The organism is Gammaproteobacteria bacterium (genome assembly GCA_032250735.1).
Lineage (GTDB): Bacteria > Pseudomonadota > Gammaproteobacteria > SZUA-152 > SZUA-152 > SZUA-152.
The window spans coordinates 1-20,133 of record JAVVEP010000008.1 but is presented as its reverse complement, the minus strand read 5'-3'; the positions used below and the strand labels follow the sequence as shown (position 1 = coordinate 20,133).

Genomic DNA, 20,133 nt, shown 5'->3' with positions numbered 1-20,133 from the left:
AAACAGACAAAAAGAAAGAATGTTCCCAGATCGAGGTAGAAATGGCTAATTACTCAACCAACGAATTTAAGAATGGCCTGAAGGTGATGGTGGACGATGATCCCTGTTCCATGATCGAGGTGGACATGGTCAAGCCAGGCAAGGGGCAGGCCTTCACACGCGTGAAGATGCGCAACCTGATTACCGGGCGCGTGCTGGAACGCACCTACAAATCCGGTGAATCGCTGCCGGGCGCGGATGTGATGGATACCACCATGCAGTATCTCTACAACGATGGTGAGTTCTGGTATTTCATGGACCCCAACAGCTTCGAGCAGGTGGCCGCCGATGCCGCCGCCGTGGGTGATGAGAACAAATGGCTGAAAGAGCAGGATATGTGCGAAGTCACCACCTGGAATGATCGCCCCATCGCCGTGGCGACCCCCAATTTTGTCGAGTTGCGCATCACCGAGACCGATCCCGGCCTGAAGGGCGATACCGCGCAGGGGGGCATCAAGCCCGCCACCCTGGAGACCGGTGCGGTGGTGCGCGTGCCCCTGTTTGTCGAGACCGGCGAGATGATCAAGGTCGATACCCGTAATGGCGAATATGTGGGCCGGGTGAAGGGCTAGGAGCCTGCCGGCCGTCGCCATGGCAGAACACAGCGCCGACTGGCGGCCCACGGCGAGCCTGGCGAGCCTGCGCCAGCGGGCCGAATTGCTGGCCGCCCTGCGCCGCTATTTTGCGGCGCAGGGCGTGCTGGAGGTCGAGACCCCCCTGTTGGTCAGCGCCGGGGCGACCGACCCCCACATCCCCAGTTTCAGCCTTTCCGACAGCGCCGCGTCAACGGGGCAGGCTGCTGTGCCCCCCCGCCGTTACCTGAACACCTCACCCGAATTTGCCATGAAGCGCCTGCTGGCGGCTGGTGCGGGCCCTATTTTTCAGGTCTGCAAGGCATTTCGCGCGGGCGAACAGGGCCGGCATCACAACCCCGAATTTAGCCTGCTGGAATGGTACCGGCCGGGTTTTGATCATCACCAGCTGATGCAGGAGGTGGACACCCTGGTCAGTCAGCTGGCCGAGGGACTGCGTGAATTCGGCCCGGTACAGTATCTGAGCTATCACGACTGTTTTCAGCAGCAGCTGGGGCTGGATCCCCACACGGCCACGATGGCGCAATTGCGGGATGGTGCCGCGCAGGCCGGACTGCCGGGGGTGGCCGGATTGGCCGATGACGACCGCGATGGCTGGCTGGACCTGCTGATGAGTTTCTGTGTTCAGCCCCAGCTGGGGCGCGGCCATCTGTGTTTTATCTACGATTATCCTGAGAGCCAGGCGGCCCTGGCCCGGGTGCGGCCCGGTACCCCCGCCGTTGCCGAACGCTTTGAATTGTTTATCGATGGCATTGAGCTGGCCAATGGCTTTCATGAGCTGCAGGACGCCGCTGAACAGCGGGCCCGGTTTGAGGCGGATCTGGCACAGCGGCGAGCCGAGGGGCAGGAACCAATGGTGATCGATGAGCGTTTATTGGGGGCCCTGGAGGCCGGGCTACCCGCCTGTGCAGGCGTTGCACTGGGCCTGGATCGGTTGCTGATGGTGCTGGGTGGAGGGCAGCATGTGCGAGAGGTGCTGTCATTTGACTACGGGCGGAGCTAGCCCGCATTGCTCGCCACCGTTCGTCGCAGCAGAAGAGTGGTGAGCAATACGGACCAGGGGTTTGTCGAAGAACTTTACAGGTGCGGGTCTTTGGTATCGATCATGGCTGGCTTGGCTCATGTTTCCAAATGCAAGCTGCTGATTTTATGATCAATTTCGCAGTCACTGCCATGGTTGGCCTGTAAATTGCTGTTGAAATGTATTGAAACGCAAGTGGATGTCGAATGGGCGTAGCAGGGATTTTACGCAGACAGGCGATTAACCGCCGTTAACAAGCGCGAGCCGGACCGGGGTCAAGTATTGGAGGGAACCATTATCGGTGTTATCTTGGGTCAATATTGGGTGGAGAGGGTGTATGGAAAAGCGCTGGAGTGAACGAAAAGAGCTGGACGTTGACGTTGATGTCTATCAGCACGGCGCGCTGCTCGGCTCCTGCCATTCGTCCGATATCGGCCTCGGCGGCACCTTTCTGTCGACAGCCGAACCGCTGAGCCTCCACAAGGATGAGGATGTTGATCTGGTGTTTCGCCTGCTATCCCAGGACCAGGGAACCCGGCACAACGTGCATGCCAGGGTGACGCGTATTGCGGATGGCGGTATCGGGTTCAAGTTTTGTAACTTTGACACCGGCGTGTTCCGCTCCTTGCAGGAAATTATGTTGTACAAGCGCCCATCAACCCCTGAATCCAGCACCCGCGAAGGCGTGCACTGATCACCTCTACCCGCGATCGTTTTTATCCCGACCGCGGTTATCCTTCGACTGGCCTTCCAGTCCTTCCAGCTTTCCCCGCCGGCATTTCGGGCGGCCTCTTTTCATAGCCCTGGCATCTGAAATGCACGTCAACAAAACCCGGTAGGGGTTGTTCAGGTATTCCCTTTTGTTGTGTGCGTTGTTGTGTGCGTTGCCTGACCATCGGCGTGGCTGTTTTCGTCGCGCCAGCGGTTATAACAGGCTAGGCCACAGAAGTGATGGGTGTAGTCATCGGCCTCACGGCTGACAGCGACGGATTCGGGGATTTCCGCCAGACAGACACTACAGGCGATCTTGTCGGGTTCTTCGGGGGTGGGTTTTCCTGCGGGGTGTGCTTTTGTAGACATGTCCAATACCTCATCTCAACAGACCATTCCAAGCATAGCCCAGTTTGGCCTGAGCCACAGATCCGAGAGCCTGTGAGACCAAGGATCAGTGACGCCGGGCGATGGCCTGACCCATCTGGACGCTGTCCGCCGGATGGAGGCTGTCCAGCCATTCGATACGGTCTTTGGCGTGTAATAAGATCACGGTCGAGCCCATATTAAAGCGGCCGATTTCATCACCCTTGCGGAATTGATGGGCCGGGGCCGCGGGATCGTATTCCCAGTGACGGATCGTCCGGCCTGCCGGTGGGGTGACCTCACCGGCCCAGACCGTTTCGATGCTGGCGACAAAGATTGCCCCCACCAGCACCATCGCCATCGGTCCCAGCTCCGTTTCAAAATAGGCAACAACCCGTTCATTGCGCGCGAACAGACGCGGGATGGCGCGGGCCGTGGCAGGGCTAACGCTGAATAGTCGGCCTGGAATATGCGCCATGGCGGTCAGTTTTCCATCGATGGGTAGGTGGATGCGATGGTAATCACGCGGTGAAAGATACAGGGTCGCAAAACGGCCATCTTCAAACTGGCGCGCCTTTTCGGCGTCGTTGCCCAACAGTTCTAACAGGGTGTAGTCACGCCCTTTGGCCTGAAAAATACGGCCGTTTTCGATGTTTCCCAGCTGGCTTATTGCCCCGTCCACCGGACTGGCAAGCAGGTTTTCATCGACCACCACAGGTCGTGCCCTGGCATGCAGCGCGCGGGTGAAAAAGGCATTAAAGCTCGGATAGCGGTCCAGATCGGGTTCCTGCGCCAGGCCCATGTCGACATTGAATTGCTTGACGAACCAACGCGTGAAGGCCGTCTTCCACCAGCGAATTTCACTGCGGGTAAGCCTGTGCATGATGCGCGATAAGGCATGCAGTGGCAGCAGATAGGTTGGCCATGCCTTCAGGTAGTCGAGCAGGCTGGCGGCGCGTTGTGCAGGAGGGGTTGACATGGCTGACTCTGTGTTGGGCTCTGTGTTGAGTTTAGTGTGAAGAGTGGTGATCTTTGTCGTGTGCATTGTGCGGGCTGTCATGCTGGGTTTCGTGTTCGCCATGCTGCATGGCGTGTCCATTGCCCGGCGCGGCCTTTTTGACCGGAGCGGAAATCGACAGCGAACTTTCGTCGCTAAAAAACAGGCGCAGTGTAACAGCATCGCCGGCCTTGAGCGGTTTTTTGGCTTGCATCAACATCAGATGCAGGCCACCGGGTTGAAAGCTGACACTGCCGTTCGCGCTCAGCATGACGCGCGAGACGGGGGTCATCGTTGTCATGCCATCCCGCTGTTGCGTACGGTGTATTTCAACGCGCTCAAAGTCAGGTGAAGCGGCGCTGACCAGGGTGTAGGTCTGCTCAGAGTGATTGTGCAGGGTCAGATAGGCCGCCATGACCGCCGCATTCGGTGGCGCCTCGCGCGCCCAGGCGTCGTGTATCTCAAGCTTGCCTGCTGTGGCGCCGGTTGCTGCGGTGATCAAAGACAGTAGAACGAAAATTATTGCTAATGCTCTGGTAGGCTTCATGGGCGTCTCGGGATTGTGGAAAAATGTGATGGTGATGTTGATTGCGGCGCCGGATTTATGGGCGACTGGATTGAAACTGTTGGTATTCCGCCCGTAGGGCCAGATACTGCGTGCGAATCTGCTCGGCATAGTGCGGTGCCTTGAGGCGGGCATAATACCGGACCTGGGGGTCGATCAACAACATGGCGCTGGAATGGTTGACGACGGGTTCACCGGCGGGATCGGTCTCCAGGCTGAACCGGGAGTCCAGTTGCCGGGCGAGTGAGGTCAACGCCTCGATGCTGCCCGTTGCACCTAAAAAGCGCTCGTCAAAATAGCGGACGTAGTCCCCCAGTGACTCGGGTGTGTCCCGTTGTGGATCCACCGAGACAAACACAAACTGGGTGTCGTCCCGTAGCGTCGGTTCCAGCGTTCTGGCCATGCCCGCCAGTTCGCTGAGGGTGATCGGGCAGACATCGGGGCAGTGGGTATAGCCGAAAAACAGCAGCGTCCATCGGCCCCGCAACCGCTCCCGGTCGAGCGGCCTTGAATCGTGGGCCGTCAGCGCAAAGGCGGTCAGCGGTCTGGGTGTGGCAAGACGCGCATCCGCTAGCACCGCATCGTCATTGTCCGTGGCAACGGATCCTCGTTGCGTGAAGCTGATGGCGATGCCGATGAGCAACATGGCGAAGCCCAGGCCGAGGGCCACTTTCAGGGTTTTGCTCATTGCTCAGTACGAGGCCTTGGGGCGCGCAAATGTATTGCTTGGTGCGGGTAAGAACATGTGGTGATTATCGCACGATAATTCCCCGTGAGCGGTTTATACTACGGGTCTTTTTATGTGCTGCTTATGCGCTGCGGCAGTTTGTCGCAGCCGGCTGCCGGTGGAACCAGGCGGCCACGCGCGCACTACGCGAAGGCATGAGCTAGCCGGATTACAAAAAAAACAGGGGAAAACATGTCGACCAGCACCCGTTTTAGCCACGACAGTCAGATGACCACCGGTGTGCTCATCACCAATCTGGGTACGCCGGATGCCCCCACTGCGGGGGCCTTGCGTCGTTATCTGGGGGAGTTCCTGTGGGACCCGCGCATTGTGGACAACCTGCCGCGCCCCCTTTGGTGGCTGATTCTACACGGGGTGATTCTGCGCATCCGGCCGGCGCGTTCGGCCCGGGCCTACGCCAGTATCTGGACCGAGGACGGCTCGCCGCTGCTGGCGATCGCCCGACGCCAGCTGGAGGCCCTGCGCACCGAACTGGCGCAGCGTCTGCCCGGCCCGGTGGTGGTGGAGCTGGGCATGCGTTACGGCAACCCTTCGCTGGCCTCGGCGATGCAAAAATTGCGCGACGCCGGTGCGCGTCGCATCCTGGTGCTGCCGCTGTATCCGCAGTATTCGTGCAGTACCACGGCCTCCACCTTTGATGCCATTGCCGCGGAGATGGCCCACTGGCGCTGGATGCCGGAGCTGCGCTTCGTCAATCAATATCACGATGAGACCGGTTATATTGAGGCGCTGGCCGCCAGCATTCGGGAGTCCTGGAGCGGACGCGAGCCGCCGCAGAAATTGCTGTTCTCCTTTCACGGCACCCCCCGGCGTTTTCTCACCGAAGGCGATCCCTATCACTGCCATTGCCAGAAGACCGCGCGGCTGGTGGCCGAACGTCTGGGCCTGGCAGCTGACCGCTGGCAGCTGACCTTTCAGTCCATCTTTGGTCGTGAGGAGTGGCTACAGCCCTACACCATCGAGACCCTGCGGGAGCTGGGCGCCGCCGGGGTGAAATCGGTGGACATCATCTGCCCCGGGTTTTCGGCGGACTGCCTGGAAACCCTGGAAGAGATCACGGTGGAAAACAAGCACGCCTATCTCGACGCCGGCGGCGAGCAGTTTCACTACATTCCCGCGCTGAATGACCGGCCGGACCACATCAAGGCCCTGTCGGCCCTGGTGCAAAAACACCTGGCGGGCTGGCCGGAAGCGGAGCCGGACTGGAATGCCGCGCAACACGAGGCGGAAAATGCCGCGCGGCAGGCGCGGGCGAAGGCCATGGGTGCGGAGGACTAACGCAGCGAGCGGGGTTTTAGCCGATCTCTCTGCCAAGTTGAAAAGCGGCGGTTAAGGCATCTTTCAATGCTGGGTTTTTCTGCAAATCATCGATCGCTAAATACTGTTGGGCGATGGCCTGCAGTTGCGCCGACATCCCCTGTTCGCGCCAGGCCTGTAGAAAACCCGCCTCATCCAGCCGGCCATCGGTCACATAGTCTGCCACCAGGCCCTCTGCGCCGGTGACCCGCACCGGCTCCTCCAGCATGATCTCATAGTGGTAGGAAAGCAGGTCGATATCGTTGCGCCTGGCCAGGATCTGGTGAAACGAGGGCAGGCCGTCGTCGTTGCCGATGAGCCCATCCAGCTCGATGCTGGCGGTGGGCGTATAGCGTTCCCCCTTGAAATAGAACTCCAGGCTGATGTCGATGCGGTTGCTGATGGTATCGCGGCTCACTGTTTTTCCAACCTCGCCTGGAGTCGCCTGAGCGCTTCCTGTGTCTGCTGCAATTCCTTGAGGATCTCGTCCTTGCTGGCCGGTGTCTGTAGCGCCGCCAGTTGTTCCTGTTTGGCCTCCTCGAGGTTGTTGAGCACCACGGCGATGAACAGGTTGATGACCACGAAGGTACCCACCACCACGAAGCTGACGAAGTACATCCAGCTCAGGTAGTGCATCTCCATGGCGGTGTACATCACGTCGGTCCAGTCTTCGAGGGTAACGACGCGGAACAGGGTGAGCAACGACATACCCAGATTGCGCCAGTGTTCAGGATCGTGTTCGTGGAACAGGTGATAGCCAGCCACCGCGTAGATGTAGAAGATTACCCCCATCAACATCAGCACGTGGCCCATGCTGGGGATGGAGCGCACCAGGGTGGAAATGATCAACCGCAGCTCGGGGATGGTAGAGATCAGCCGCGCGACCCGCAGCAGCCGTGCCAGGCGGGCGATCATCGCGTATTCGCCGCTGGCGGGAATCAGCGAGAGCACCACCACGGTGAAGTCGAACAGGTTCCAGCCGTTGCCGAAATAGAGCCTGAGCCGGGGTGCGACGGCGATGATCTTCAGTGCCGCCTCGAGGATAAAGATGGCGAGGATAAACTGATTGCCAAAGTGCAGCCAGCTATCGTACTCGGCGACAATTTCGGGCGAGGTCTCCAGGCCGAGGATCACGGCGTTGAACAGGATGAGTCCGACGATGAAATATTCAAAGGCGGTTTTTTCGACCAGGGTTTGGGCAAATTTTTTCATGGTGACTGCGTGGTTCGTGTGAGTTGCTGTGGCGCGCAACCTTACCGGCCCGCCTGCGTCGGCGCAAGGGGGATCAGGGGGCGCTGCGGGCCTCGCTCAGCGGGGCCGCGGCGGGCGTGAGCAGTGTCTCGAGATCCTCGAAAAACAGGCCCGGATCCACCCGCGCATCGTTGAGGCTGACACTCCAGTGCAGGTGCGGGCCGGTGACGCGACCGGTCTGGCCCACGGCGCCGATGGCCTCGCCACGCGCGACCCGCTGTCCGGCCTTCACCTCCACCCGACTCATGTGGCAGTACATCGTCACCAGCCCCTGGCCATGGTCGATGAACACCGAGTTGCCGTTGAAGAAAAAGTCCCCGGTTTCGATGATGCGCCCGGCGGCGGGGGCGACAATGGGCGTGCCCTCCGGCGCGGCGATATCGATGCCGCTGTGGGGTTTGCGGGGTTGCTCGTTGAAAAAACGCCGCAGGCCGAAGGGGCTGCTGAGTCGGCCTGTCACCGGCAGGATGAAGCGGGTGTCCACGCTATCCTGAAATTGCCAGTGACGTAGCGCGTTAACAATGCGCCCCCGTTCGCCACGAATGCGGGTCAGGTCATCCGGGTTGGGATTGACCTTGCGTTTGTCTTTGATGGTGAGTCGCTGCTCGGCATAGTCCTTGGCCTGGACCTCAAACTCCACGGTCTGGCTGCGACCGGCCAGCCTGAGGTTCTGCGGGCCACTGCGGGCAGTGAGGGGGATGCCGACCACCGCCTGCCAGTGCCCGTCGGCCTGCACCACCATCACCCGCCGCTGCTGGTAATGCACCACCGGCGCCGGGCCCTCGGCGGGGCCCAGATTCAGCGTGACGATACCGCCGGGCACGGCCGCGGTCTGGGGCAGGGGGCTGGCAGCGGGCGTTGCCGCCAGGGCGATCGCCGGCAGGCCGGTGGTGAGCAGCAGGCCAAAGTAAATCAGCCATTTGATGGCGGTATTCACAGGCCTTCAATCCTCCCCGTGCACGGCCTCGACACGACAGTCGAGACGGCCGCTACCGAGCCGGGTGTTGATGCGCTCCCCCACGCACACCTCGTCGACGCGGCGCACGACCTTGCCGTCGGGTTTCTGCACGATGGCGTAGCCGCGGCCGAGGGTGGCCAGCGGGCTGACCGCATCCAGCGCCCGGCTGAGATTGCCAAGCCGGGCGCGCTGTTGGGTCAGTCTGGCGCGAATGGCGCGCTGACTGCGGTGCTGCAGGCTGTCCAGTCGCAGGCGGGTCGCGCGCAGCGGCTGCACCGGCGAGTGGCCATACAGCCGCGCGCGCAGGGTGTTCAGCCGGGCCTGCAGCTGGCGCAGTCGGCCCAGCCGCGCCAGCCTGAGACGCTGCTCCAGCTCATCCAGCCGTTGGGCCCGTTCACGCAGTCGCTGTCCCGGGTGTTTCAGTTGCCGGCGTAGCCAGTCCAGGTGTTGCTGACGCCGGGCCAGCTGGGTCTGCCAACTGCGTGTCAGGCGCTGCTGCCAGGCCGCAAAACTGTCCAGCCACTCGTTGCGATCCGGGCTGACCAGCTCGGCCGCCGCCGAGGGCGTGGGCGCACGCACATCGGCCACAAAATCGGCGATGGTGACGTCGACCTCATGGCCCACGCCGCAGACCACCGGAAGGGTGCTGGCGTGGATGGCGCGGGCCACCGCCTCGTCGTTGAAGGCCCACAGGTCTTCCAGTGAGCCACCGCCGCGGGCCAGGATCAGCAGATCGCATTCCCGGCGGGTATTCGCCGTCCGCAGCGCCTCGACGATGGCGGGTGGCGCCTCCACCCCTTGCACCGGCACGGGGTAAATCAGCACCGGGATGCTTGGAAAGCGCCGCCTGAGCACGCTGAGGATGTCGCGGATGGCCGCCCCGCTGGGTGAGGTGATCACCCCCAGTCGGCGGGGCAGGGCCGGTAGGGGTTGTTTGCTCCCGGCATCGAACAGGCCTTCGTGACCCAGGCGTTGTTTGAGTAGCTCGAACTGGCGGCGCAGGGCGCCGTCGCCGGCCTCTTCCATGTGTTCGACAATGAGCTGGTAGTCACCCCGCGCCGGATAGAGGCTGAGCCGTCCGCGCACCAGTACCTGCTGACCATTGTCGGGGCGGAAACCCACCAGCCGGTTGCGCAGCTTGAACATGGCGCAGCGCAGCTGGGCGTCGGCATCCTTGAGGCTGAAATAGAGGTGGCCGGAGGCGGGGCGGGCGAGGTTGGAGATCTCACCCTCCACCCAGATCAGCGGAAATTCCCGCTCCAACAGGTCGCGCGCGGCATTGTTCAGCATCGAAACGCTGTAGATCTCGCGCTCGGGTGCAAGGGTCGATTCAGGGGCTGGTGTCTGCGGCATGCGCATAGTGTATCGCGATGCGTAGCCTATTTCGCCCTCAAACTTGGCCTTGTCGGCATTACGCCATTCACCCTTAACGCCACGGGCCTTTTCAGCGTGGTCCGGGGTGGTTTTAGAGCGAACAGGGGGTTTATACTTCCTCGCGGTTTCGCCGAGAGCTTCGCTGAACTTTTGCACCGGAAGGCGCGCAGGGAGATCTGGGGCTACGCGCCGAACGAGTACTTCGACAACACCGATCTCATCTATGAGAAATACCAGGGCATTCGCCCCGCGCCCGGTTATCCTGCCTGCCCCGAGCACACCGAAAAGAACCTGCTGTGGGATCTCATGGCGGTGAAGGAAAGCACCGGCAGCTGGTTCGCCGAGGCCATGGCCTCGTTGCCCACCGCCGCCGTCAGCGGTTTCTATTTTTCGCACCCCGAGGCCGCCTATTTCACGGTAGGCAAAATCAACCAGGATCAGGTCGACGACTACGCGCAACGCAAGGACATGACGCGCATGTTCGCGGAGTATTGGCTGGCGCCGAACCTGGGCTATTGACGGCTCGCCAGGATAGAGAAGGGAGAATAACAATGGATATCGAATCGAGTGAGATGCCTTGCCCGTGCGGCAGCGGCCTGGTCTACGGAGCCTGTTGCGGCAAGGCCGAGCGCTCGCAGCCCCACATCGTGGCCGCTATAACCACCGAAGGTGTTGTCGCAGACGAGCCGCTGACTGCGCAATTGCAGGAGGCGCTGGAGCACATCGATGCCAGCCCCGCCCTGTTTCCGGCGCGGGTAAATTTTGCCGAATACCAGAGCTACTTCATCATGATGTCGCCGCAGACGTATCGGGACAGCGTGTTTATGGACCCGGGACGCATCAAAGGTAGCTGCATTATCCAAACTGACCTGGCATGGCTACGGTCGGCCTGTGACAAAATCGCCGGTCAACAAACCGCCTTCATCTTTCACACCGCCTTTTGCGGTTCAACACTCATGTCCCAGGCCCTCGACGCGGCGTATCACACGCTGCCGATCCGCGAGCCGGAACTGCTGGGCAACCTGCTGGCATATCTGCGCAATCCGGCCAATTCCCCCCAGGATAAAGATGCCTGGTACCGGCGCGTCATGGCATTGTTGTCACGCCGTTTTGATGCGCAGCAGATGGCGGTGGTCAAGGCCAACGATTATGCCAACCCCCTCATGCTGGCCATGATCGAGCGGCATGCGGACGCCCCTCTGCTGTTTATGCACACCCCGCTGCAAGAATTTCTCGCCGGCTGCCTCAAGGCGAATAACCGCAAGCAGTGGATCGCGCAGCGCTACGCCGCGTTGCGCCAGCCCATCAATCAACTGCTGGGGCTCGGCCCGGACTTCACGGTGGCCGAGGACGCCTATGGGGAACTGGCGGCATTGTATTGGTCGTACAACATCGCACTGTTCCACAAGGCCTACCGCAGCATGCCGGCCCGCGTACGCAGTCTCGAGTTCAATCACATGCTCGCCAATCCCTACACCGCCGTTGCACGATGCGCAGACTGGTTCGGTTTGATGCCGATCGAGGGGACAACGCTTGAGCAGGCCATGGCGCCGCTGCTCGGCGTCTATTCCAAGAACAGTAAATTCACCTACAGCCCGCAACAACGGGACGGAGAAATAACAGCACTATTGTCCGCACATCAGGCGGAGCTGGCGGCGGCGGAGGAATTGGCGCGAAAACTTTTGGCAGCAGATTACCCCGAGGACGGACTGCCCGGCGATTTGCTGGGCTATTGACCCGGCTTATATTCCACAGGCACGGCGCATTGGGGCGGCTGCGACGCAATCTTCGGCACCCCTTGCACGGAGGCCCAGCTAACCAGGGCATAGCGGACACCGCTTTTAAGGGTTTCGGCCTGGTGCAAATAGCGATGGTCCGAGGGGAACAGGACCGCCGCACCGGCCCGCGGCCGGATCTGATAATTGAATTTGTAAAAGCTCAGCTCGCCGCCTTCATAGCCATCGTTTAAGTAGATGAGCATGCTGAGATCACGATCGATCACCTTGCGCCACGTGTTGGTCGCCTCATCCTTGTTCTGGCTGTCGGCGTGCCGGACATAAAATCCCCCTTGCCGGTACCGCATCAAATCGGGCAGCTCGTACCAATCCAGTTTGGCGCCGACACACCGTTGCGCCAGATCGATAAAAGCCCGCCCCATCATCGCCTGGATTTCCTTGCGTCTGGCACCCAACTTGACCCGTTCGGTAATACGCCGCGGGTCTTCCACCTTGACGATGTTGTCGGGGGTGGACTGTATATTATCGATCACCATCAGGCGCTCGCCCTCGCACTGCTCGGCATAGTCGGTCAACTCCCGGGCCTGCTTGGGATCGAGAAAATTTTCGAACATGAACAGCCCATAAGGCGGCGGGCGCACCAGGTCGGTGGATCCGCAACAACCACCGAATCGCTTGCCGCTGTTACAGAAGCAGAAATCGTCGGGCTCGGGATGAAAATCCGCCACGGGTTCGGTGGTGGGAAGAATGAGTGGCGCCGGGCGTCCGGCCGTTTCTATTCCAATTGACATGAGTGAAGACCTTTGCGTGTGGATTCGATGGGATATGCCTTCCTAACTCGCCATTGTGCGCACCCCTATAACCATAAAAATGGTATGCGAAGCAGGTCCGGCAAGCCAGCAAATTCCCCCTCGGTTCTGCACAAAGCCGGAAAGTCCGGCCAGAGCTAGAAAAATCATAATGTAATTTCACACAGGCCAGAATAACAGTCGGAGATGAGAATGGGTGAATTTGGCCGGCACAATTGGTAGGCACAACTGGCCGGTACAACGAGATAGCGCTGACGAAAGCCGGTGCAGGACTAAAATACTTTAATAATCACACTGTTGTACCCACGTCTCGCTCGCAACATCATCGCCCCTGAGTGATTGCCGGGCTATTGCCGGGTTATAAGCATCGAAAAAATACCGGTATTAGGCCGACCGCTTTATCGTGGATTTTGACCATCAAATGTTGACCATTGGACATAAATATCCTAGTCTCCGGAAGCGCGTGGTCTCGTGCGCGCGATTGCCGACCAATCAATCAGCAATAAAATCGGCAATCAGGAGCCGTGTTTCACAGGCCACGGATACTCGGTCATGAACGTGAAACACATACTTAATCAATATTCGGATATTGCAAAGGAGAGCGTTATGGGTGGAGGAATGGGAGGCGGTGGTGGTATGGGCGGCGGTATGGGGGGTGGCATGGGTGGTGGCATGGGTGGTGGTATGGGCGGCATGGCCGCCGCTCCGGCACCCGCTGCAGCAGCTCCGGCACCAGCTCCAGCACCAGCCCCGGCACCAGCCGCAGCCGCTGGTGGTATGGGCGGCGGTATGGGTGGTGGTATGGGCGGTGGCGCCTAACCGGCCCGCATCACGCATTAGCGCGTGATGCACCACACTCAGCGGTAGATTTCAGTTAGTCCGCTGAGCGTCCACAAAAGGGCATTGCCAAGGCAATGCCCTTTTTATTTGCCTCGTCAACGGAGCGGATTTTCTGCTCTTGCTTGATTAACCGACATCCCCTGGCCGCTCCGCCATTTGCCAATCGACGGCAGCCTTGTATTCACTATGCTGATCAAGTAACTCCTGGTGCGTGCCCACTGTCAGGCAACCCTTTCCATCGATATAGAGAATCCTGTCCACACTGCGGATGGAAGAAAAGCGATGGGCGATAATCACCGTGGTGCGTTGCTTGCGCAGGGCCTGCAAGGCGTCCGCAACCATTTGCTCGGATCGGCTGTCGAGCGCGGATGAGGCCTCATCCAGAATCAATAGCGGCGTATCACGCAGAAAGGCCTGGGCAATGGCCAGACGTTGCCGTTGCCCGGCCGATAACTCAATGCCGTTGGCGCCGATGACAGTGTCCAAACCATGCTCCAGGCCGGCGACGAATTCCCAGGCATAACTGGAGTTGCAGGCATCCTGCATCTGCGCTTCCGTCGCATCCGGTTTTGCCAGGTAAAAATTCTGCCGAATGCTGCCGTTGACCAAAAACGGTTCCTGCCAGACGATGGAGATCTGATTGCGCAGCGATCGCAGGCTGACGGACTTGATGTCCACGCCGTCGATGCAGATGGATCCCTGCTGTGGATCATGGAAGCGTAACAACAAACCGGCAAAGGTAGACTTGCCGGCCCCGCTCGGCCCGACCAGGGCAACGGATTCACCGGCACGGATCTGAGCGGAAAGCCGGGAAAATACCGGCCGGTCCTGATTCGGGTAGGTGAACGACACATCCTTGAACAGAATGTCACCGTGCGGCACACGCAGCGACCGGCCGCTTTCTCTGTCCTCGACGGCGGGCTCCATTGCCAGGATTTCCATCAGACGCTCCGCCGCAACGCGGTCGGATTGCAACGTAATCGGTATGCGCGCCAGGGTGCGAATGGGCCCGGTGATGTTGCGGATATAAATCAGAAAGCTGACCAGCGCACCAATGGCTAATTGTCCCGACTCGATTTCCGCGATGCCGCTGTAGACGACTACGACACCCGCAAAATACAGTAGCGCGGTAAACAGGGAGTTATAGAGAATCTGAATCTCTCTGGTTTTCAACGCCCACTTCCGCGCGCTATCAAACTGGGTCTTGTGCGTATCGCGCATGAACAGCTCGCTATTGAAGGTGCTGATGCCCCGCAAATTACTCAGCGTCTGCTCCTCGATGTTGGCCAGCTCGACCCGTTCCTTGGTGAATTGGCGGGAAATTTCGCCGCTTTTTGGCGCCACATATAACTGGGACAGAAAAAAGAGGGGGGCCATGGTCAGCGCAATCAGAGATAACTTCCAGTCGATCCATAGCAGCACAACGGCATAGGCAACAAATACAGTGATGTTCTCAAATAGGTTGAGTGGCAGATTAATCACATAGGTCAGGGCACGGTCCACATCGCTGCTCAGTCGGGCCATCAAGTCGCCCTTCTTGAAGCGCTGCAGAATGGGAACCGAAACCTCCATGATGTGCTCGAACATTTTGCCCCTGAGCCTGTCGACGAAGGCGAGGCTTAGGCGCTGGTAGACATACGCGTAGGCAATACGTAGCACCTGGTTAAGCAAAGCCAGCGCGGCGATCATCAGCAAGGTATTATTCAGCTGGCCGAATTCTCCTCCGCTGATCTGCGACACGGCCGTGCCGAGTTTCCAGATCAAGAAGGCATTGGTGGCGGTCATGAGCAGGCTGAAGGCGCTCAGGAGATACAGCTTGGTATGGTCCGGCTTTAAATAGGGCAGAAAAAACCGCGCGATCCGTTTCTGCCACGCCAGGTATCGTTCAAATTTATGAGTCATTGCACCACTGGCCGCTAGCCTGCTATCAACGATGCAGGTTCAAAATACTGAAGGCTGACAAGGCCTTCAGCGGCCGCCACGATCATTTCTGTGTTCGTCTGGTGCACGACCGCGCCGCTCTCGTAATCGTGATGGGCCGGCCAGGCGACGAGCCTGTAGACAATCCAGATTTTGCCATCGAATTTTCCATAACATCCCATTTTGCCGAAAGCCCGGCAGAGGGTATCCAGCTTCGCCACGCCGGCATTCCAATCCAGGGTGCGATCGGCGATGGAAGGCCGTGGCCAGGCACTGTATTCCTCCCCCTGCGGCCGGGCGCTTTGCCACGCGTCCGTAAAATTATCCATGAGATCGGTCAGCATCGCCTTGGCCTGGAGTTGGGTTTTGGCGCTGAGAGACTCAAGGTTTTCATTGGCTTCCAGCGCAAACTCGCGCTGCACCAGGATGTCGCCCGCATCAAAGTCCGGAGTCAGTTTGTGTATCGTCACGCCACTGCGTTGCTGGCCGGATAAAATCGTCCACGGAAGCGGCCAGGGTCCCCTGCCCACCGGCAACAGAGTGGGGTGGATATTGATGCCTTTGATACCGACTGAGGACAAGTCCGGAACCTTGTAGCGGTAGCCTGCGGTGATCACCAGCTCGCAACCTTCCTGCCGCAATTGTTCCAGGTCGTTTTTGCCGATTGGTCGATCCGTTAACGGCAGAGAATATTGCCGGCTGATTTCGGTTATGTTGTGATTGAAATCAAAACGGTTATCGCACTCGAAGGTGAACACGCGATAGACATCGTCGCCCCTGGACAATAATGCCTGCAGACACTCGCTGAAGAAGTCATAGCCGCAGTATGCGATTTTCATTGTCTGAGATGAAAATGGCGGTGCATGGCCTCGACGATGGAGGGTGGCGCCTCCGCCCCTTGCACCGGCACGGGGTAAATCAGCATCGAAACGCTGTATATCTTGCGCTCGGGTGCGTGGGTCAATTCTGGGGCTGGCGTCTGCGGCATGGGCATAGTGTATCCCGATCTGCGTGATTTTGGTGGTTGAAGGCTGTCGCGAACGTGAGGCATAAAAAAAGGCAGTCTGCCGGGGCAGTCTGCCTTTTTGGTGATCTTTTAGAGCGGGCCGACAACGGGGCCGGTACTGATAGTACCGTTACGCTAAGGCCGTCCCCAAAAAACCGGCGTTAGAACAACCAGGGTCCAGCGTCCTTCTGTTGCATGGCCTGTGTGTAGCCCATTTCGCCCTCAAACTTGGCCTTGTCGGCCAGCTTGATCGCCTCTTCAAACTCACCCTTGCTGGCAGCAGCCTTGGCGGCCTTGAGCATCTTCTTGTCGGCATCACGCCATTCACCCTCAACGCCACGGGCCTTTTCCAGCGCGGCCTCAGCAGCGGCGATAGCCGAATTGGCGGCAGCGGCGTTAGCGGAACCTGCAGAGTCGCCACCGCTAAACATTGAGCAACCACTGAGGGCGAAGATCAGGGCACCAAAAATCAAAGATTTGTTCATTATTCCTCCTCCGATGCGTATTTACTTTCCTTCCAGACGGTTGCCTGAAGCGGAAAACGGCGTGTTATCACTAGCTGTTACCTTGAGATTGTAGGTAATTCTTATACACGAGCGCTACTTAATCACACAACCCCTGCGCAGATCAAGCCTGAAACGGGCCTAACGGGCCGAGTAGTTTGCCCGCTACCCATCCAGCTTATATAATCTGCGCCCCACCCACTTCTGGCCCTATTTGGAATCCCGCTCATGCGTATAGCTCAAGAAGCCCTTACTTTCGATGATGTTTTACTGATTCCCGCCCATTCTACCGTCATGCCCAAGGAAGTGAGCCTGGTCACCCAACTGACACGGGAGATCACCCTGAATATTCCGCTGATTTCCGCCGCCATGGACACTGTGACCGAGGCACGCCTGGCCATCAGCATGGCGCAGGAGGGCGGTATCGGCATCATTCACAAAAATATGACCGGCGAGCAGCAGGCGGAACAGGTGCGGCTGGTGAAGAAATACGAGAGCGGGGTGATCAAGGACCCCATTTCGGTGAACCCCAATGCCAGTATCCGTGACGTACTGGCCCTGACCCGCGCCCACAATATCTCCGGCGTGCCGGTGGTGGATGGCGAGGAACTGGTCGGTATCGTCACCGGGCGTGATCTGCGCTTCGAGACCCGCTTCGACAGCCCCGTTTCCAGCATCATGACCGGTAAAGACAAACTGGTGACGGTAAAAGAGGGGGCCACTAACGACGAAGTGCTGGCCCTGCTGCACAATTACCGCATAGAGAAGGTGCTGGTGGTCGATGATAATTTTCGGCTGCGCGGCCTGATCACCGTCAAGGACATCCAGAAGGCCTCGGAATATCCCAATGCCTGCAAGGACAGCCAGGGCCGGCTGCGGGTGGGCGCGGCGGTGGGTACCGGCGACGGCACCGCAGAGCGCGTTGCGGCCCTGGTCGAGGCCGGGGTGGACGTGGTGGTGGTGGACACCGCCCACGGTCATTCGCAGGGCGTGCTGGATCGCGTCAGCTGGGTCAAGAAGAATTTCCCGCAGGTGCAGGTGATCGGCGGCAATATCGCCACCGCTGATGCGGCCAGGGCCCTGGTGGCGGCCGGCGCCGACGGTGTGAAGGTGGGCATTGGTCCCGGTTCCATCTGCACCACCCGTATCGTGGCCGGCGTCGGCGTACCGCAGATCACCGCGATCGACAACGTGGCGACTGCGCTGATCGGCACCGGCGTGCCCCTGATCGCCGACGGTGGTATCCGCTACTCCGGCGATGTAGCCAAGGCCCTGGTGGCCGGCGCCTATTCCATCATGATCGGCAGCATGTTTGCGGGCACCGAGGAGGCGCCGGGTGAGGTGGAGCTGTTTCAGGGGCGTTCCTACAAATCCTATCGTGGGATGGGATCGCTGGGGGCCATGACCGGTGCCGAGGGCTCCAGCGACCGTTATTTCCAGGAAGGCAGCAAGGCCGACAAGCTGGTGCCAGAAGGTATTGAAGGCCGCGTGCCCTTCAAGGGCCCGCTGGCGCCGGTGGTCCATCAGCTGCTCGGCGGTATTCGTTCCAGCATGGGTTATACCGGCTGCGCGACGATTGACAAGATGCGCACTACGCCGGAATTTGTGCGAGTCACCAGTGCCGGCATGGCGGAGAGCCATGTGCATGATGTGCAAATCACCAAAGAGGCACCCAACTACCGGGTATGATGCCATTCGGCATGGCCTGCAAGCGCCGTATCTTTCTTCCGCAATTATCGCCTAACCATGAGTCGCTTTTTTTATGAGCCATAGTTTATGAGTCACAACGACATCCATTCCGATCGCATCCTGATCCTCGATTTTGGCTCGCAATATACGCAACTCATTGCCAGACGAGTGCGTGAGGCGGGTGTGTATTGCGAACTGCACGCCTACGATCTGATGGATGAGGCGGGCGTGCGCGAGTTTGCGCCCACCGGCATCATCCTCTCCGGCGGCCCGGAATCGGTAACCGGCGATGATTCTCCCCGGGCCCCCCAGATCGTGTTTGAACTGGGTGTGCCGGTGTTGGGTATCTGTTACGGCATGCAGACCATGGCCGCACAGCTGGGCGGCAAGGTGGAAACCGCCGACCATCATGAATACGGCTATGCACAGGTGCGCGCGCACGGCCACACTCAGCTGTTAAAGGATATCGAGGATCACACCAGCCCTGAAGGCTATGGTCTGCTGGATGTGTGGATGAGTCACGGTGACCGCGTCATCGAATTGCCGCCCAACTTTAAATTGATGGCCTCTACCGAATCCGCGCCGATGGCCGGCATGGCCGATGAGCGGCGCCATTTTTACGGTATCCAGTTCCATCCTGAAGTGACACACACGCATCAGGGTGAGCGCATCATTAATCGCTTCGTACATGATATCTGTGGTTGCCAGGCATTGTGGACCGCTGACAACATCATCGACGACAACATCCGCAAAGTTCGCGAGCAGGTAGGTGAGGATGAGGTTGTCCTGGGTCTTTCCGGTGGTGTCGATAGTTCGGTCGTTGCAGCACTCTTGCACAAGGCCATCGGCAAACAGTTGACTTGCGTGTTTGTCGATAATGGCCTGCTGCGGCTTCACGAAGGTGATCAGGTCATGGCCACCTTTGCCGAACACATGGGTGTACACGTAATTCGGGTTAATGCGCAGGATCGTTTCATGGCGGCATTGGCCGGCGAGAGTGATCCCGAGAAAAAACGCAAGATCATCGGCAACCTGTTTATCGATATTTTCGAGGAAGAGTCGGCTAAGCTCGCCAATGCCAAGTGGTTGGCACAGGGCACCATCTACCCTGACGTGATCGAGTCTGCCGGCGCCAAGTCCGGCAAGGCGCACGTCATCAAATCACACCATAATGTTGGCGGTCTGCCAGACTATATGAAGTTGGGCCTGGTGGAACCGCTACGCGAGTTATTTAAAGATGAAGTGCGTAGGCTGGGTACCGAGCTGGGGCTTCCCTATGACATGGTTTACCGTCACCCCTTCCCGGGGCCGGGGCTGGGCGTACGTATCCTCGGTGAAGTGAAAAAAGAGTATGCCGATATTCTGCGCCCGGCCGATGCCATCTTCATCGAAGAGCTGCACAAGCACGACTGGTATCACAAGGTCAGCCAGGCCTTTGCCGTGTTTCTGCCGGTGAAGTCAGTGGGCGTGACTGGTGATGGCCGGCGCTACGATTACGTGGTGTCACTGCGTGCAGTCGAGACCATCGATTTTATGACGGCGCGCTGGGCACACCTCCCCTACGAACTGCTGGAAGAAGTATCGCGGCGCATTATCAATGAAGTGCCCGGGATTTCGCGTGTGGCCTACGATATCTCCAGCAAGCCGCCCGCCACAATCGAGTGGGAATGATTCCACGTCTGGCACTGGCAGGCACCTACAGGCATCAAAC

The 20,133-nt window shown here is 59.3% G+C and carries 20 protein-coding genes and 1 pseudogene; 9 read left to right on the top strand and 12 right to left on the bottom strand.

Going from position 1 to position 20,133, the window contains the following annotated elements; genetic code table 11:
- Nucleotides 1-41 precede the first annotated feature (41 nt).
- From efp to RRB22_06575, 3 genes are all read left to right on the top strand, one after another.
- Nucleotides 42-611 carry an elongation factor P gene (gene efp / locus RRB22_06585; protein MDT8384064.1) on the top strand — a complete coding sequence of 190 codons (570 nt, stop codon included), beginning with the start codon at nucleotides 42-44 and terminating at the stop codon, nucleotides 609-611.
- Between the two features lie 19 nt (nucleotides 612-630).
- Nucleotides 631-1,635, top strand: a complete 1,005-nt coding sequence (epmA, locus tag RRB22_06580; protein MDT8384063.1) for an EF-P lysine aminoacylase EpmA — start codon at nucleotides 631-633, stop codon at nucleotides 1,633-1,635.
- 355 nt (nucleotides 1,636-1,990) lie between these two features.
- Complete coding sequence (locus tag RRB22_06575) at nucleotides 1,991-2,347, top strand: hypothetical protein (protein MDT8384062.1); 357 nt, start codon at nucleotides 1,991-1,993, stop codon at nucleotides 2,345-2,347.
- A 152-nt stretch (nucleotides 2,348-2,499) separates the two neighbouring features.
- On the opposite strand, the gene RRB22_06570 is transcribed toward RRB22_06575, so the two are convergent.
- The 4 genes from RRB22_06570 to RRB22_06555 form a co-directional block, all read right to left on the bottom strand.
- Complete coding sequence (locus tag RRB22_06570) at nucleotides 2,500-2,733, bottom strand: DUF3330 domain-containing protein (GenBank protein MDT8384061.1); 234 nt, start codon at nucleotides 2,731-2,733, stop codon at nucleotides 2,500-2,502.
- A gap of 85 nt (nucleotides 2,734-2,818) precedes the next feature.
- The gene (gene asd / locus RRB22_06565; protein MDT8384060.1) at nucleotides 2,819-3,613 is read right to left on the bottom strand and encodes an archaetidylserine decarboxylase; all 795 of its coding nucleotides are present in this window, start codon (nucleotides 3,611-3,613) and stop codon (nucleotides 2,819-2,821) included.
- A 127-nt stretch (nucleotides 3,614-3,740) separates the two neighbouring features.
- On the bottom strand, nucleotides 3,741-4,274 hold the full coding sequence (locus tag RRB22_06560; GenBank protein MDT8384059.1) for a copper chaperone PCu(A)C: 534 nt from the start codon (nucleotides 4,272-4,274) through the stop codon (nucleotides 3,741-3,743).
- Nucleotides 4,275-4,329: 55 nt separating this feature from the next.
- The gene (locus RRB22_06555; protein ID MDT8384058.1) at nucleotides 4,330-4,980 is read right to left on the bottom strand and encodes an SCO family protein; all 651 of its coding nucleotides are present in this window, start codon (nucleotides 4,978-4,980) and stop codon (nucleotides 4,330-4,332) included.
- 231 nt (nucleotides 4,981-5,211) lie between these two features.
- Here RRB22_06555 and hemH point away from each other — a divergent pair, with 231 nt between their 5' ends.
- Nucleotides 5,212-6,318: a ferrochelatase gene (gene hemH, locus RRB22_06550; GenBank protein MDT8384057.1), complete on the top strand. Its 1,107-nt coding sequence runs from the start codon at nucleotides 5,212-5,214 to the stop codon at nucleotides 6,316-6,318.
- A 16-nt stretch (nucleotides 6,319-6,334) separates the two neighbouring features.
- On the opposite strand, the gene RRB22_06545 is transcribed toward hemH, so the two are convergent.
- The 4 genes from RRB22_06545 to xseA form a co-directional block, all read right to left on the bottom strand.
- Nucleotides 6,335-6,754 (bottom strand): hypothetical protein, encoded by a 420-nt coding sequence (locus RRB22_06545; GenBank protein ID MDT8384056.1) that lies wholly within the window; start codon nucleotides 6,752-6,754, stop codon nucleotides 6,335-6,337.
- Complete coding sequence (locus tag RRB22_06540; protein MDT8384055.1) at nucleotides 6,751-7,548, bottom strand: ion transporter; 798 nt, start codon at nucleotides 7,546-7,548, stop codon at nucleotides 6,751-6,753. The genes RRB22_06545 and RRB22_06540 overlap by 4 nt, the downstream gene beginning before the upstream one ends.
- 73 nt (nucleotides 7,549-7,621) lie before the next feature.
- Entirely contained in the window at nucleotides 7,622-8,524 is a 903-nt protein-coding gene (locus tag RRB22_06535; GenBank protein MDT8384054.1) for a peptidoglycan DD-metalloendopeptidase family protein, read from the bottom strand.
- A 6-nt stretch (nucleotides 8,525-8,530) separates the two neighbouring features.
- Nucleotides 8,531-9,898: an exodeoxyribonuclease VII large subunit gene (gene xseA, locus RRB22_06530; GenBank protein ID MDT8384053.1), complete on the bottom strand. Its 1,368-nt coding sequence runs from the start codon at nucleotides 9,896-9,898 to the stop codon at nucleotides 8,531-8,533.
- A 150-nt stretch (nucleotides 9,899-10,048) separates the two neighbouring features.
- On the opposite strand from xseA, the pseudogene RRB22_06525 reads away from it, so the two are divergent.
- Both RRB22_06525 and RRB22_06520 read left to right on the top strand, forming a co-directional pair.
- A pseudogene (locus tag RRB22_06525) lies at nucleotides 10,049-10,438 on the top strand (vitamin B12 dependent-methionine synthase activation domain-containing protein).
- A 32-nt stretch (nucleotides 10,439-10,470) separates the two neighbouring features.
- A complete protein-coding gene (locus RRB22_06520) occupies nucleotides 10,471-11,655 on the top strand; it encodes an SEC-C domain-containing protein (protein ID MDT8384052.1) in 1,185 nt (394 codons plus the stop codon).
- On the opposite strand, the gene RRB22_06515 is transcribed toward RRB22_06520, so the two are convergent.
- Nucleotides 11,649-12,446 (bottom strand): 2OG-Fe(II) oxygenase, encoded by a 798-nt coding sequence (locus tag RRB22_06515; protein ID MDT8384051.1) that lies wholly within the window; start codon nucleotides 12,444-12,446, stop codon nucleotides 11,649-11,651. The genes RRB22_06520 and RRB22_06515 overlap by 7 nt on opposite strands.
- A 628-nt stretch (nucleotides 12,447-13,074) precedes the next feature.
- Between RRB22_06515 and RRB22_06510 the strand changes: the two genes are divergently transcribed.
- The gene (locus RRB22_06510; protein ID MDT8384050.1) at nucleotides 13,075-13,311 is read left to right on the top strand and encodes a hypothetical protein; all 237 of its coding nucleotides are present in this window, start codon (nucleotides 13,075-13,077) and stop codon (nucleotides 13,309-13,311) included.
- Between the two features lie 119 nt (nucleotides 13,312-13,430).
- On the opposite strand, the gene RRB22_06505 is transcribed toward RRB22_06510, so the two are convergent.
- The 3 genes from RRB22_06505 to RRB22_06495 form a co-directional block, all read right to left on the bottom strand.
- Nucleotides 13,431-15,206 carry an ABC transporter ATP-binding protein gene (locus tag RRB22_06505; protein ID MDT8384049.1) on the bottom strand — a complete coding sequence of 592 codons (1,776 nt, stop codon included), beginning with the start codon at nucleotides 15,204-15,206 and terminating at the stop codon, nucleotides 13,431-13,433.
- Nucleotides 15,207-15,220: 14 nt separating this feature from the next.
- Nucleotides 15,221-15,982 (bottom strand): formyltransferase family protein, encoded by a 762-nt coding sequence (locus tag RRB22_06500; GenBank protein ID MDT8384048.1) that lies wholly within the window; start codon nucleotides 15,980-15,982, stop codon nucleotides 15,221-15,223.
- Nucleotides 15,983-16,391: 409 nt separating this feature from the next.
- On the bottom strand, nucleotides 16,392-16,715 hold the full coding sequence (locus RRB22_06495; GenBank protein MDT8384047.1) for a SoxXA-binding protein: 324 nt from the start codon (nucleotides 16,713-16,715) through the stop codon (nucleotides 16,392-16,394).
- A 246-nt stretch (nucleotides 16,716-16,961) separates the two neighbouring features.
- Between RRB22_06495 and guaB the strand changes: the two genes are divergently transcribed.
- A complete protein-coding gene (gene guaB / locus RRB22_06490) occupies nucleotides 16,962-18,422 on the top strand; it encodes an IMP dehydrogenase (GenBank protein ID MDT8384046.1) in 1,461 nt (486 codons plus the stop codon).
- Nucleotides 18,423-18,509: 87 nt separating this feature from the next.
- Nucleotides 18,510-20,093 (top strand): glutamine-hydrolyzing GMP synthase, encoded by a 1,584-nt coding sequence (gene guaA / locus RRB22_06485; protein ID MDT8384045.1) that lies wholly within the window; start codon nucleotides 18,510-18,512, stop codon nucleotides 20,091-20,093.
- Nucleotides 20,094-20,133: the final 40 nt, after the last annotated feature.